General features: G+C 61.1%; 12 protein-coding genes. 8 read left to right on the top strand and 4 right to left on the bottom strand.

The annotated features are described in order from the left end of the window. Nucleotides 1–34: 34 nt before the first annotated feature. Entirely contained in the window at nucleotides 35–457 is a 423-nt protein-coding gene (arsC, locus tag DCL27_RS09620) for a glutaredoxin-dependent arsenate reductase (RefSeq protein ID WP_035596802.1), read from the top strand. Between the two features lie 249 nt (nucleotides 458–706). Here arsC and gapA read toward each other — a convergent pair whose 3' ends face one another. After that, nucleotides 707–1702, bottom strand: coding sequence for a glyceraldehyde-3-phosphate dehydrogenase (gapA, locus tag DCL27_RS09615; protein ID WP_005285091.1), 996 nt, complete (start codon nucleotides 1700–1702; stop codon nucleotides 707–709). 359 nt (nucleotides 1703–2061) lie between these two features. Here gapA and msrB point away from each other — a divergent pair, with 359 nt between their 5' ends. Next, on the top strand, nucleotides 2062–2472 hold the full coding sequence (msrB, locus tag DCL27_RS09610; protein ID WP_035596805.1) for a peptide-methionine (R)-S-oxide reductase MsrB: 411 nt from the start codon (nucleotides 2062–2064) through the stop codon (nucleotides 2470–2472). A 69-nt stretch (nucleotides 2473–2541) separates the two neighbouring features. Further along, on the top strand, nucleotides 2542–2820 hold the full coding sequence (locus tag DCL27_RS09605; protein WP_035596808.1) for a YeaC family protein: 279 nt from the start codon (nucleotides 2542–2544) through the stop codon (nucleotides 2818–2820). 102 nt (nucleotides 2821–2922) lie between these two features. Here the strand turns inward: DCL27_RS09605 and pncA are convergent, their stop codons facing one another. The 3 genes from pncA to sppA all read right to left on the bottom strand — a co-directional run bounded on the left by pncA (nucleotide 2923) and on the right by sppA (nucleotide 6788). Continuing rightward, complete coding sequence (gene pncA / locus DCL27_RS09600) at nucleotides 2923–3558, bottom strand: bifunctional nicotinamidase/pyrazinamidase (protein ID WP_035596811.1); 636 nt, start codon at nucleotides 3556–3558, stop codon at nucleotides 2923–2925. A gap of 55 nt (nucleotides 3559–3613) precedes the next feature. Continuing rightward, complete coding sequence (gene ansA / locus DCL27_RS09595) at nucleotides 3614–4630, bottom strand: asparaginase (RefSeq protein ID WP_005285101.1); 1017 nt, start codon at nucleotides 4628–4630, stop codon at nucleotides 3614–3616. A gap of 304 nt (nucleotides 4631–4934) precedes the next feature. Next, on the bottom strand, nucleotides 4935–6788 hold the full coding sequence (gene sppA, locus DCL27_RS09590) for a signal peptide peptidase SppA (protein ID WP_035596814.1): 1854 nt from the start codon (nucleotides 6786–6788) through the stop codon (nucleotides 4935–4937). 211 nt (nucleotides 6789–6999) lie between these two features. Here sppA and DCL27_RS09585 point away from each other — a divergent pair, with 211 nt between their 5' ends. The 5 genes from DCL27_RS09585 (at nucleotide 7000) to DCL27_RS09565 (ending at nucleotide 12170) form a co-directional block, all read left to right on the top strand. After that, nucleotides 7000–7548, top strand: coding sequence for an NAD(P)H nitroreductase (locus DCL27_RS09585; protein WP_005293252.1), 549 nt, complete (start codon nucleotides 7000–7002; stop codon nucleotides 7546–7548). Nucleotides 7549–7742: 194 nt separating this feature from the next. Continuing rightward, entirely contained in the window at nucleotides 7743–8789 is a 1047-nt protein-coding gene (gene selD, locus DCL27_RS09580; RefSeq protein WP_005285115.1) for a selenide, water dikinase SelD, read from the top strand. Further along, on the top strand, nucleotides 8786–9898 hold the full coding sequence (mnmH, locus tag DCL27_RS09575) for a tRNA 2-selenouridine(34) synthase MnmH (RefSeq protein ID WP_005285118.1): 1113 nt from the start codon (nucleotides 8786–8788) through the stop codon (nucleotides 9896–9898). The genes selD and mnmH overlap by 4 nt, the downstream gene beginning before the upstream one ends. A gap of 8 nt (nucleotides 9899–9906) precedes the next feature. Beyond that, nucleotides 9907–11835 carry a DNA topoisomerase III gene (locus tag DCL27_RS09570; protein ID WP_005285122.1) on the top strand — a complete coding sequence of 643 codons (1929 nt, stop codon included), beginning with the start codon at nucleotides 9907–9909 and terminating at the stop codon, nucleotides 11833–11835. Then, nucleotides 11832–12170: a DUF1496 domain-containing protein gene (locus tag DCL27_RS09565; protein ID WP_005285125.1), complete on the top strand. Its 339-nt coding sequence runs from the start codon at nucleotides 11832–11834 to the stop codon at nucleotides 12168–12170. The genes DCL27_RS09570 and DCL27_RS09565 overlap by 4 nt, the downstream gene beginning before the upstream one ends. Nucleotides 12171–12186 lie beyond the last annotated feature (16 nt).

Here is a 12186-nt window from a genome sequence, read left to right as displayed (position 1 = left end):
GATGACGCCCCTGACCTGGTCATGAGAGAGGGCTATGAATACGATTACGATTTATCACAACCCGGCCTGCGGCACCTCGCGCAACACCTTAGCGATGATCCGCAACAGTGGCGTGGAACCGACCATCATCCACTACCTGGAGACGCCGCCGTCGCGCGCGGAGTTGCTCGGCTTGATCGCCGCGCTGGGGATCTCGGTACGGGCGTTGCTACGCCAGAATGTCGAGCCCTACGAGACCTTAGGCTTGGCGGACGAACGACTGAGCGACGCGCAACTGATCGACGCGATGTTAAGCCATCCCATCCTGATTAACCGGCCGATCGTGGTGACCCCGCTGGGGGCGCGTCTGTGTCGCCCCTCGGAGCGTGTGTTGGAGATTTTGCCCACGGCGCAGCAGGGGGCGTTTAATAAAGAGGATGGCGAGCCGGTGGTGGATGAAACAAGGAAACGGCGCTAAACCGTGGCGGTGAGCGGCGTTTAGCCGAGCGTTAGGGAGGGGCGTCCGTCTCCCCGTCGCGGCGGAGTGTTCACCCGCCGTTGCCGCCCTGCGGAGCACGCACAGGCGAGTCTACCCGGGCGTTGAGTCGGGTGACGTTGCGTAAACCGTATGTCGAGTGAACCGGGGTGAGGCGTCAGTAGAGCAGGGGCGGGGCAGCATAAAAAAGGGCGACTTGCGTCGCCCTTTCGTCATTCAAGTCTCTGACGCTTATTTGGAGATGTGCGCGATCAGATCCAGAACCTTGTTGGAGTAACCAGTTTCGTTGTCATACCAAGAAACCAGTTTCACGAAGTTGTCGTTCAGGGAGATACCGGCGTCGGCATCAAACACAGAGGTGCAAACTTCGCCGTTGAAGTCGGTAGAAACGACGGCTTCGTCGGTGTAGCCCAGAACGCCTTTCATTTCGCCTTCAGAAGCGGCCTTCATCACGTCACAGATCTGCTGATAGGTAGCCGGCTTGGCCAGGCGTGCAGTCAGGTCAACAACGGAAACGTTCGGGGTCGGAACGCGGAAAGCCATACCGGTCAGTTTGCCGTTCAGTTCCGGGATAACCTTGCCAACAGCCTTGGCAGCACCGGTAGAGGACGGGATGATGTTCTGGCTAGCGCCACGGCCGCCGCGCCAATCTTTCATGGACGGGCCATCAACGGTTTTCTGGGTAGCGGTGGTAGCGTGAACGGTGGTCATCAGTGCTTCAACGATGCCGAAGTTGTCGTTCAGGACTTTAGCCAGCGGTGCCAGGCAGTTGGTGGTGCAGGAAGCGTTAGAAACGATCTCCTGGCCAGCGTAGTTCTTGTGGTTTACGCCCATAACGAACATCGGGGTAGCATCTTTGGACGGGCCAGTCATGACGACTTTCTTGGCGCCGGCAGCGATGTGCTTACGTGCGGTTTCGTCGGTCAGGAACAGACCGGTTGCTTCGGCAACTACGTCAACACCGATTTCGTCCCACTTCAGGTTAGCCGGATCTCTTTCAGCGGTAACACGGATTTTTTTACCGTTAACGATCAGGTGGCCATCTTTCACTTCAACAGTGCCGTTGAAACGACCGTGAGTAGAGTCGTACTTCAGCATGTATGCCATGTAGTTGGCATCCAGCAGATCGTTGATGCCAACGATTTCGATGTCAGAACGTTCCTGAGCAGCACGGAAAACAATACGGCCGATACGGCCAAAACCGTTGATACCTACTTTGATAGTCATATATTCCACCAGCTATTGGTTAGTGAATAAAAGGTTGCCTGTAAAATTACAAAAACCTTATGGAGCGTCAAGCGGAATCGTGTCAATTGTTGCTATACGTCAAAGCCGCCAGGCGACTGCGCAGATAGCGCCCACGATACCTAACTCACCGTATCCCATCATACATGGGGACGGGAGAAGCCGTCTCAAGCCTGCGTGCGGTCTCTTTGTGATGTACATCACAAATGTTGCCGCTCGCCGCGCTCCAGCCATCCAGTTTAGACCAAATGATGCTGATCTATTGTTAACTGTTTGTTATGTTGGATTGCATAATCTTTCTGTGTCATCCATCCATTCGGCTCAAGACCGCGGACCATAACATGGCTAAAGAGAACCACTCCTTGTCCCCACCTCAATTAACCGAGATGCAACGCTATGTGACTCATGAGCGTGGCACCGAACCGCCCTTCAGCGGCAAGCTGCTCTACAATCAGCAGGAGGGCGTCTACCACTGCCTGTGTTGCAACAGCCCCTTATTCTACTCCGACAGCAAATATGAGTCGGGGTGCGGCTGGCCGAGCTTCTTTCGCCCCTACCAGCCCGATGCCATCCGTTATCTGGATGACAATTCGCATCACATGCGGCGCACCGAGATCCGCTGCGCACACTGCGATGCGCACTTAGGCCACCTGTTTCCCGATGGCCCGGCGCCGACGGGCGAGCGTTATTGCGTCAACTCTGCCGCGTTGCACTTCCACGCTGCCGATGATGGCAGTTGGACTGCGGGTTAGCGTCGTGATGTCTGTTAAGGATAATAACAGGGTGAAGCGATTCAGCAAAGTAGATATTGGTGAGGAATTATGGATATTGAGCGCTTGCTCTCAATAATGAACGATGATGTCTATCAGCGCTTGCTGAGCGCGGTGGAATTAGGGCGTTGGCCTGAGGGGAGTCGCCTGAGTGAGGCGCAGCGTGCACAGGCGATGCAGATCGTGATGCTTTATCAGTCGCGGCATAATCACCAGGCGGAGCATCTGACGGTGAACACCCGGGGCGAGATCGAGATGAAGAGTAAGCAGGCGCTCAAGGCGCAGTTCGCCTCGCCTGAGGCCGACTTGGCGATACGTCGCATCGAGTAAGCGGCAGCGCAAGGGGGTAACCTCTTGCCTCCCCCTCGCGCCGTTTCGAGTATATCGCCTGGAGGGAGCGCTGCCGCGCCGTCGCGGGCGCGGCAGGGGGGATCAACGCAGGCTGTCGATCTCGCTTAACGTGCTCAGCGTCGCGCCGGCGGCCTGCATCTCTGCCAAGGCTCGTTCGCTATCGCCCGGCGCGAGATCGACCCCGCGACACCCGTCTTGGATCACCGTGACGGCATAGCCCAGACGCAGGGCGTCTAAGACCGAAAACTTCACACAGTAGTCCGTCGCCAGTCCCAGTAGCCACAGATGGGTGATGCCGTGCTGTTGCAGCCAGCCATGCAGCGCCGTGGCGGCGCGTTGGCCGTTGTCGAAGAAGGCGCTATAGCTATCGATCGTCGCATCGCTACCCTTGTGCACCACGAAGTCGAAGGCGGTATCGCGCAGCATGGGGTGGAAGGCGGCGCCGATGGTGTTCTGTATGCAGTGATCCGGCCACCACACTTGCGGCAGGCCGTTCAGCTTGCCCAGGGCACCGATCTGGCCGCCGCTTTGGCTGGCGAAGCTACCGTGATCGGCGGGGTGCCAATCCTGGGTCGCGATCACCGGGACGCCGTCCCGCTGTGCTAGCTCGACGGCCTGTAGGGCCACGGGGATGACCTCATCGCCCCGAGGCACCGCCAGGGCGCCCTGGGGACAAAAATCATTCTGTAGATCGATCAGCAAAAGTGCGGCGGACATCGGTCTTTCTCCCATGGTTGTGTGACTAGAGCCGGCCTACTCGGTGATGGGCGCTCTAGGGATTCTCGCTCAGCTCACCGCGTAGATCCTGTTGCATCAGATGACGGATCTCATCGGCGGTGAGTGTTTGGCTTAATAGATAATGCAGTTTAGTCAGTGCCGCCTCAACCGTCATGTCGAAACCACTGATCACGCCAGCATGCGCCAAGGCGTTTCCGGTGGCATATCCCTCCATGTTCACCCGTCCGGAGAAACATTGCGTCAGGTTGACCACCACGATGCCGCGCTGGGCGGCCCGTTGCAGCTCGTCGAGCAGCTCCGGGTTTTGCGGGGCATTACCCACGCCGTAGGAGCGTAGGATCAGCGCCCGTACCGGTTGGCGCAGGAAGTTACGCACCACGTCGGCGGAGATGCCGGGATAGAGGGTGACCACCCCGATGGGCTGTGGCGTGATGGGATGAACCTGGAATGGCGCCTGGTGCAGCGGGGTGACCAACGGGGCGACGCGGCGAATATTGATCCCGGCCTCCAGCAGCATCGGATAGTTCGGTGAGGCGAAGGCATCGAAGCCATCGGCGTGCGCCTTGGTGGTACGGTTGCCGCGAAACAGCTTGTTATTAAAGAACAGCGACACCTCATTGATCGGGTAGTTGGCCGCCAGGTACAGGGCATTCAGCAGGTTGGTCTGGCCATCGGAGCGCAGCTCGGCCAATGGGATCTGCGAGCCGGTGACGATCACCGGTTTGGCGAGATGCTGGAACATGAACGACAGCGCCGAGGCGGTGAAGGCCATGGTGTCGGTGCCGTGCAGAATGACGAAGCCATCATAGTGCGCGTAGTTGGCCTGAATGTCGTCGGCGATATGCTGCCAGTCGGCGGGGGTGGTATCCGATGAGTCGATCAGCGGGTGGTATTCATGGATGGTGAAGTCCGGCATCTCCGGACGATGGAACTCGGGCATCTGCGCCAGCTGGCGTTGGAGGTGGCCGGAGACCGGAATATAGCCATGTTCGGAGCGTTGCATGCCAATGGTGCCGCCGGTGTAGGCTACATAGATAGATTTTTTTTGCATGACAGAAAATTCGCCGTTACTGGGCGCGTATGCGCAACGATGCGTGGATTATAGGGATAATACGGCAGAAAAAAAGGAGAGGGGCGTCCTTGGGCGTGATTTAACCCCGATCTGGGAGCGAGTATCGCTATCTTGTCGGCGCCAATCGAGATCCACGCTCCGTGCGGGCGGAATAAGAACCCGCGAACAGGGGCGTTCATCGGCCGCACGCCTACTTCGCCGCGTGTGGTGCAATCGAGGTGAAGCGTGAAGCGTGAAGAAGCCGGAGCGGTCATCCGTGTGATGAGCGCCCCGGCGGGGAGGGCTAGCGAATTTCGCTACAGGTCAGGCAGAGCGCATAGCGCTGCTGGGGATCGTTGAGCGAGGCAACCCAGTCGCTCTGCGCCGCGATCTGGCGCGACAGTTGGAGCAACGAGGCGGGTACCACGCCCTGCAAGGCCTGCGGTAACGACGCCTGCACCGAACCGGTTAACTGGCTGAGTAGCATCTCGCCGACGCTCGGTGTATCGACATACCACTGCAAGCGCGGTTGCTTGATCCCGGCCAATTGCGCGGCCTTGGTGACGGCATCGTCGAAGTCACCCAACTGATCGACCAGGCCATTGGCCTTGGCGTCGATGCCGAGCCAGACACGGCCCTGGGCGATCTGATCGACCTGCTCCGGTGTCTTGTGGCGGGCTTCAGCCACCAGATTGATGAAGCGTTGATAGCCGTTGGCAATGGTCAGCTGCATCAGATCGCTGACGCTTTGTGGCAGCGCCTTGGTGAGGGCGGTGTCGGCCAGCGATGAGGTGGCGACGCCATCGGTGTAAACCCCCAACTTGTTCAGCGGTTTCTCGAAGGTGTTGATCACCCCGAAGATGCCGATCGAACCGGTGAGGGTCGTCGGGCTGGCGATGATGTAGTTAGCCGGGGTCGAGATCCAGTAGCCACCGGAGGCTGCCAGGCCGCCCATGGAGACGACCACCGGCTTACCGGCACTCCGGGCGGCGGCCAGTTCGCTGCGGATCTCCTCGGAGGCGGTGACGCTGCCGCCAGGGCTGTTGACGCGCAGAATGATCGCCCGGATCGCCGGATCGAGACGAGCCTGGCGGATCTGGTTGGCGGTGGTATCGCCGCCGACGCTGCCCGGCGTCGCTTCGCCATCGATGATCGCGCCGCTGGCGAAGATCACCGCGATCTGCCCCTTGCCGGACTTCGGCGCTTTCAGCGGGTAGTCATACAGGCTGATATGGCGATAATTGCGCGCCTGGGCGTCCCAGCCAAACTGTTTCGCCAGGATCCCTTCGGCTTCGGTGCGCGACGCGAGTCCATCGACCCAGCGATGCAGCACGGCGTATTGTGCCATGTCGCCGCCGGTGGCCTGCAGCCCCTTGATGAGCTGATCGGCGCCGGGGAAGAGCTGCTGCACCGAGAGGTGGCGGTTGGCGGCGACGGTGGTGAGGTAATTATCCCACATACCGTTCAACCACTGGCTGTCGGCGCTACGCGCCTGCGGCGACATCTGGTCACGCATCAGCGGTTCGACCGCCGACTTGTAGGTGCCGACCCGGAAGATGTGGGTGCTGACGTCCAGTTTATCCAACAGACTCTTATAGTAGAGATTATTGGTCGCCATCCCCTGTAGGGCGACGCTACCTTGCGGCGACAGGTAGATCTTGTCGGCATAGCTGGCCAGGAAGTATTGCGCCTGGCTGTAGCTTTCGCCTACCGCAATGATCGGCTTGCCGCTGGCGCGGAACTCGCTTAAGGCCTTGCCGAGGTAACGCAGCGACGGCTGATCGGCACCGACGAAGTTATTCAGGGAGAGCACCAGCCCGGTGATATTGGCATCGTCCTTGGCCTGACGCAGGGTATCTACCAGATCGAACAGCGAGTTTTCTTGCAGGGTATTGCCACGCATCCCCAACAATTCGCGTCCCAACTGGCCGAACTTGTTGTTCAGGGTCGGATTGTCGACCACCACGCCATTGAGATCGACCAGTAGCGCACCCTTACTGGCGGGGGCGGCGGGCTTGTCTTGCAGTTGTAAATAAATGCCGACCCCGACCAGGATCAGCAGGAGAAGGAACAGGTTCAGGATAAATTCGCGGATAAAGTTGAGGATCCGCCAACACCAGCGGAACAGTCCGGCGATGTAGCGCCATAACACGCGCATGTAAGCTCCAGGTAAAAAGTTGCAGTCACGCTATCCTAACGGGGGAGGAGCGAAATGTCAGCGTCGAGATGGTTAGCGTCGCGCGGCGGCATCGTTATGCGCACGCATTGCGTCGTGCGGGGCTGGTATCTTGGCGTAGCGCGGCGGATAATTGTCATAACGTTGATTTAACATCATTTGGGTTTACCCATTTTGTCCGCAGGAGAGTGTTATGGACGCTTTAGAGTTACTGCTGCAACGCCGTTCCGCCTCGCGCCTGAGCGAGCCGGCCCCGGCGGGGCAGGTGTTAGAGAATATCTTTCAGGCCGGGTTACGCGCACCGGATCACAAGGGGTTGCAGCCGTGGCGTTTCGTCACCGTGCAGGGCGAGGGGCAGGCACGCCTCAGCGCGCTGTTGCATGCCATCGCCGTCGAGGAAGGGCGCGACGAGAAGGGGATCGAGAAGGCGCGTAAGGCCCCATTTCGTGCGCCGCTGATCATCACGGTGATCGCCCATTGCGATGCCGAAAGTCGGGTACCGCACTGGGAGCAGGTGGCATCGGCCGGTTGCGCGTTGATGGCGATGCAGATGGCGGCGCAGGCGCAGGGATTTAACGGTATCTGGCGTAGCGGTCACTGGGTCGAGCATCCGCAGGTGCGCGCCGCGTTCGGCTGCCGCCCGCAAGATGCCATCGTCGGCTTTCTCTATCTGGGCACGCCGCAACTGAAGGCCGCGCGTCTGCAACCGTTGGATAGCAGCGCCTTCGTGCGCGCCTTCTGAGGTCTCTCTTCCTCCCTCTTCGCGTCGCTCGCGGCATCCGCTATCGGTAGCGCGGGCGACGGCGGCCATTTACTGCGCGCGTAACCGTTTGCCTCGTTATGCACGACGGGGTTATTGATCCCGTTGCTTATCAATTTCCTGCTCTAGCGTTACCATAGCGTGATTTTATTTTTCTTGATGGAGAGGAGTAGGGTATGACTGCGCCGGCCATTCGTTTGACACAGTACAGCCATGGGGCGGGATGTGGCTGCAAGATCTCGCCGAAAGTATTGGAGTCCATCCTGCATAGTGAGCAGGCTAAGTTTGTCGATCCCCACCTGCTGGTGGGCAATGAGACGCGTGACGACGCGGCGGTTTATGACATCGGCAACGGGGTTGGCATCATCAGCACCACCGACTTCTTCATGCCGATTGTGGATGATCCGTATGATTTTGGCCGTATCGCGGCCACCAATGCCATCAGCGACATCTATGCCATGGGCGGCAAACCGATCATGGCGATCGCTATCCTCGGCTGGCCGGTGGATAAGTTGGCGCCGGAGATCGCCCGGCAGGTGATCGAGGGGGGGCGCCAGGTATGTCGTGAGGCGGGGATCTCACTGGCTGGCGGCCACTCCATCGATGCGCCGGAACCGATCTTTGGCCTGGCCGTCACCGGCACGGTCAGCACCGAGCGGGTGAAGAAGAACAGCGCGGCGCAGGCCGGTTGCCGACTCTACCTGACCAAGCCGCTGGGCATCGGGGTGTTGACCACCGCCGAGAAGCGTAGCTGCCTGCTGCCGGAGCATCAGGGGCTGGCGCGCGACACCATGTGCCAGTTGAACCGTCCCGGCGCCGACTTCGCCGATATCGCCGGGGTGACCGCCATGACCGACGTCACCGGCTTTGGCCTGTTGGGCCATCTGAGCGAGATCTGCCAGGGGTCCGATCTGCAGGCGACCTTGTGGTTCGATCAGATCCCGCGTCTGCCGGGCGTCGAAGCCTACATCGCGCAGGGGTGTGTCCCCGGTGGCACCGGGCGCAACTTTGACAGCTATGGCCACTTGGTCGGGGCGATGAGCGATCTTCAGCGTCAACTGCTGTGCGATCCGCAGACCTCCGGCGGCCTGTTGCTGGCGGTGACGCCGGATGCCGAGGCGGCGGTGGCTGAGGTCGCGGCACGCCACGGTCTGACCCTGAGCGCCATCGGCGAGTTGCATACGCCGCGCGCCGGTGCGCCGTTGATCGAGGTTCACGGATGATCGACACGGCAGTAACCCGTCCGGATGGCACGGACTATCTCGCCATCCTGGCCGCCGACACCCCGTTGATCGACGTGCGCGCCCCTGTCGAGTTTCAGGCGGGGGCCTTCCCCAGCGCCTGCAATTTGCCGTTGATGTTGGACAGCGAACGCGAGGCGGTGGGCATCTGTTACAAACAGCAGGGCCAGGAAGCCGCCATCGCCTTGGGCAATCGCCTGGTGTATGGCGAGGTGCGCGCCGCCCGGGTCGATGCCTGGTTGGCGCAGTGCCGGCGTCATCCGCACGGCTATCTCTACTGTTTTCGGGGCGGCCTGCGTTCCCACATCGTGCAGCAGTGGTTGCGCGAGGCGGGGCTGGACTATCCGCTGATCGAAGGTGGCTATAAGGCGCTACGCCAGGCGGTGATGCAGCAGACCGAACAGGCCGCCACGCTGCCGATGGTGCTGATCGGGGGGAACACCGGTTGCGGCAAGACACGCATGTTGCGCGAGTTGCCGGGCGGCATCGATCTCGAGGGGGCGGCGCGCCATCGCGGCTCCTCCTTCGGGCGTGTCGTGGTGGCGCAGGGCAGTCAGGTCGACTTCGAGAACCAGCTCGGTATCGCGCTGTTGAAGCAGCAGCGTGCCGGTGTCCGGCGCTGGATGCTGGAGGATGAGGGGCGGGTGATCGGCTCTAACCATATTCCACTCTGCCTGTATAACGCGATGCAGCAGGCGCCGGTGGCCGTGGTCGAGGAGCCCTTCGAGGCGCGCCTGGCGCGTCTGCAAGAGGAGTACATCGATCTGATGTGCGTGGAGTATGAGCGCGCCTATGGGCGCGAGGCGGGTTGGCAGGCTTACGCCGAGTATCTGCACCATGGGCTGTTCGCCATCCGCCGTCGTCTGGGCCTGGAGCGTTATGCCGAGCTGGATGGCCACCTGACGCGTGCCTTGCAACGGCAACGGGACGGCGACGGCAGCGAGGCGCATCTGGCCTGGTTGGTGCCGCTGTTGCAGGATTACTACGATCCGATGTACGGCTATCAGCTGGAGAAGAAGGCGGCCCGCATCGTCTTCCGCGGCGACTATGCCGCCGTGCGGGATTATCTCCTTTCCCTCGGCCAGAATTAAGGTGACCGATGCGGCTGTTTATCGCGGAAAAACCGAGTCTAGGGCGTGCCATCGCCGATGTGCTGCCGAAACCCCATCGCCGAGCGGATGGCTACATTCAATGCGGCGATGACGATGTCGTCACCTGGTGTGTCGGCCACCTGCTGGAGCAGGCCGAGCCAGATGCCTATGACGCCCGTTATGCCCGTTGGAATCTGGCCGATCTGCCTATCGTGCCGCAGAAGTGGCAGCTACGCCCCAAGGCGTCGAGCGCCAAGCAGCTTAAGGTGATCGAGCGGCTGTTGCACGACGCGCAACAGGTGGTACACGCCGGTGACCCGGATCGCGAGGGGCAGCTGCTGGTCGATGAGGTCCTCGACTTCCTGGCCCTGGCACCGGAGCGCCGCCGCCAGGTGCAGCGTTGCCTGATCAACGATCTGAACCCCCAAGCGGTGACGCGGGCGCTGGGGCGGCTGCGCGACAACCATGAGTTCATGCCGTTGTGTGTCTCGGCCTTGGCGCGCGCGCGCGCCGATTGGCTGTATGGTATCAACATGACGCGCGCCTACACCCTGTTGGGGCGTAACGCCGGTTATAACGGCGTCCTCTCCGTCGGGCGGGTGCAGACGCCGGTGTTAGGGCTGGTGGTGCGGCGCGATGAGGAGATCGAGCACTTCGTGGCGAAGGATTTCTACGAGGTGCGGGCGCATATCGTCACGCCGGCGGGGGAGCGTTTCTGGGCGCAGTGGCAACCCAGCGAGGCCTGTGAACCCCATCAGGACGAGGAGGGGCGCCTGCTTAACCGGGCGTTGGCCGAGCACGTCATCACACGCATCGCGGATCAACCGGCGCGGGTGACCGGCTACAACGATAAGCGTGAGTCGGAGGTGGCGCCGCTGCCATTCTCGCTTTCCGCGTTACAGATCGAGGCGGCTAAGCGCTTCGGCCTGAGCGCCCAACAGGTGCTTGATATCTGTCAGCGTCTGTATGAGACCCATAAGCTGTTGACCTATCCACGCTCCGATAGCCGCCATCTGCCGGAGGAGCATTTCGCCGGTCGTCACGCGGTGATGGCCGCCATCGCCAGCCATGTGCCTGAGCTGGCTGATTTGGCCGCGGTCGATAGCGAGCGCCGTAATCGTTGCTGGGATGACAGCAAGGTGGATGCTCACCACGCGATCATTCCCACCGCCCGCAGCGGCAACGTCTCGCTGTCGGCGGACGAGCGCAACATCTACCAGCTGGTGGCGCGCCAGTACCTGATGCAGTTCTGCCCCGACGCGCAGTACCGTAAGTGCGTCATCGATCTGACGATCGCCGGGGGCGCGTTCTGTGCCAAGGCGCGTTTCTTGGCGGCTCCCGGCTGGCGCGCGCTGCTCGGCGCCAAGGAGCGTGACGATGAGGACGAAGGGATGCCGTTGCCGGTGGTGGCGCGCGACGACGTGTTGCATTGTGAGCGCGGCGAGTTGATGGCGCGTCAGACGCAGCCGCCACGTCCCTTCACCGATGCCACGTTATTGTCGGCGATGACCGGGATCGCCCGCTTCGTACAGGATAAATCGCTAAAGAAAATCCTGCGAGCGACCGATGGTTTAGGGACCGAGGCCACGCGAGCCGGGATCATCGAGCTCTTGTTCCGTCGAGGATTCCTGCAGAAGAAGGGGCGTAACATCCACGCCAGCGAGGCGGGCAGGGCGTTGATCCATTGCCTGCCGGAGATGGCGGGGCGTCCCGATATGACGGCGCACTGGGAGTCGACGCTGACGAAGATCAGCGAGAAGGGCTGCCGCTATCAGGATTTTATGCACCCGCTGGTGGAGACGCTACAGCAGCTGATCCATCAGGCGCGTACCGCCGTGGATCCCCGCGCGTTTCGCCATCTGCCGCCCGCTCAGCAAGGGACGGCACGGCGAGCGTCAGGGCGAGCAACCGCAGCCAATAAGAGGAAGAAAGCATGAAACAGGCCGTAATCGTGGCGCTAGGCGCGCTGTTGTGGAGCGCCGCGCTCCAAGCAGAGGTAACGCTCTCGACCAATGGGGGCGCCGCTAACGTCAATCAGGCGGGAACGGCAGCCGTCGCCGCCGGTGGCGTCGATGTGGTGGTGCCGATGCCCGCCAACGGCTATAACAACGGGGGAACGAGTGTCACCTGTAGCCGCTGTTGCCTGTACCAGGATCGTTACTATTCGGAGGGGGCGGTAGTGGCGACCGATGGGCTGTTGTTGCAGTGCCAGGCTAACCCACAGGTGTTGAGTACCAATAACCTGCGTTGGGTGGTGCTGAAGAAGGGTTAAGCCCGAGGGGCTTAAC

Origin of the sequence: Edwardsiella tarda ATCC 15947 = NBRC 105688 (genome assembly GCF_003113495.2) — a bacterium.
In the GTDB taxonomy this organism is placed as follows: domain Bacteria; phylum Pseudomonadota; class Gammaproteobacteria; order Enterobacterales; family Enterobacteriaceae; genus Edwardsiella; species Edwardsiella tarda.
The sequence above is the reverse complement of the archived record's forward strand: the minus strand, read 5'-3'. Positions and strand labels throughout refer to the sequence as shown.